Source organism: Salinivibrio sp. MA427 (assembly GCF_001996115.1).
Classification (GTDB): Bacteria; Pseudomonadota; Gammaproteobacteria; order Enterobacterales; family Vibrionaceae; genus Salinivibrio; species Salinivibrio costicola.
Genome location: NZ_MUFH01000461.1, coordinates 1 through 1,402, shown reverse-complemented (window position 1 = coordinate 1,402; position 1,402 = coordinate 1). Strand labels below are relative to the sequence as shown.

The window sequence follows — 1,402 nt, the reverse complement described above, 5'->3', positions numbered from 1 at the left end:
CTTCAGGCGCCCGCTTTTAGATAGTTCGAGGCTTAAACCGTTAGTCGCGGAAGTTCTCAAACTGAAAAGGTTGCTCAAAATCACTGTCTTTGATCAATTGAATCACAGCCTGTAAATCGTCGCGTTTCTTACCGGTAACACGGACTTGCTCACCTTGAATTTGCGTCTGGACCTTCATCTTGGCATCTTTGATCGCTTTGGTGATCTTTTTCGCCACTGGCGTCTCAATGCCATTTTTGAACTTCACCTGCTGTGAAAAGCTCTTACCGGAATGGACCATTTCCTGAATATCCATCGCGCGTGCATCAACGCCACGCTTGGCCAAATTACTGCGAAGCATATCCATCATTTGATTCACTTGAAAATCAGCCTCAGCAATCACTTTTACCGCTTCTTTATCCAAGTCAAAATTGGCTTCCACACCACGAAAATCAAACCGTGTTGCCAGTTCACGATTGGCATTATCAACGGCATTTTTGAGTTCCACTTTGTCAATTTCAGACACAATATCAAATGAAGGCATAGTCTCATCCTAGTTGGGGGCATGCTCTGGACATACCCATGTTCAATCAATGGTTATGTATTTTTTCGCGCCATGACAGCGTTGGCAAGTTGAGCCAAAACCTTTTCGGTATCTTCCCAGCCGAGACAAGGATCGGTAATCGACTGACCATAGGTGCGTGAATCGGCACTCCCCATTGCTTGATTACCTTCTTGTAAAAAACTCTCAGCCATAATGCCAGCGATCGCTTGCTCGCCACCATGGATTTGCGCGGCAATGTCTGCACACACCTCCAATTGACGGCGGTGCTGCTTTTGGCAATTACCATGGCTAAAATCAACCACAAGCTTGGTAGGTAAGCCAAAACCTGCCAGCGTGTTCGCGGCTGCCTGTACATCATGCGCGTGATAATTCGGCTGGTGTCCGCCGCGCAAAATAACATGGCCGTCAGGGTTACCGGCAGTGCGATAGATTGTCATGGCGCCATGTTTGTCCGGCGAGCAGAACAAATGCGATTCACGGCTCGCACGAATCGCGTCGACGGCAATAGTAATATTACCATCGGTGCCATTTTTAAACCCAACAGGGCTTGAGAGCGCTGACGCCATCTCGCGATGAATTTGGGATTCAGTAGTTCGAGCGCCGATCGCGCCCCAGCTAATTAGGTCAGCAATATACTGACCGGTAATCATATCGAGAAACTCGGTCGCCGTCGGTAAACCCATTTTATTGGTGCCATTTTTAAACCCAACAGGGCTTGAGAGCGCTGACGCCATCTCGCGATGAATTTGGGATTCAGTAGTTCGAGCGCCGATCGCGCCCCAGCTAATTAGGTCAGCAATATACTGACCGGTAATCATATCGAGAAACTCGGTCGCCGTCGGTAAACCCATTTTATTG

The 1,402-nt window shown here is 48.3% G+C and carries 2 protein-coding genes; both read right to left on the bottom strand.

The features are described 5' to 3' along the window. Nucleotides 1–40 precede the first annotated feature (40 nt). Nucleotides 41–523, bottom strand: a complete 483-nt coding sequence (locus BZG79_RS15590) for a YajQ family cyclic di-GMP-binding protein (RefSeq protein ID WP_021023238.1) — start codon at nucleotides 521–523, stop codon at nucleotides 41–43. Nucleotides 524–576: 53 nt separating this feature from the next. Then, the coding region (locus BZG79_RS15585) for a 3-deoxy-7-phosphoheptulonate synthase (RefSeq protein WP_108743325.1) at nucleotides 577–1,402 on the bottom strand (826 nt) is incomplete at its 5' end.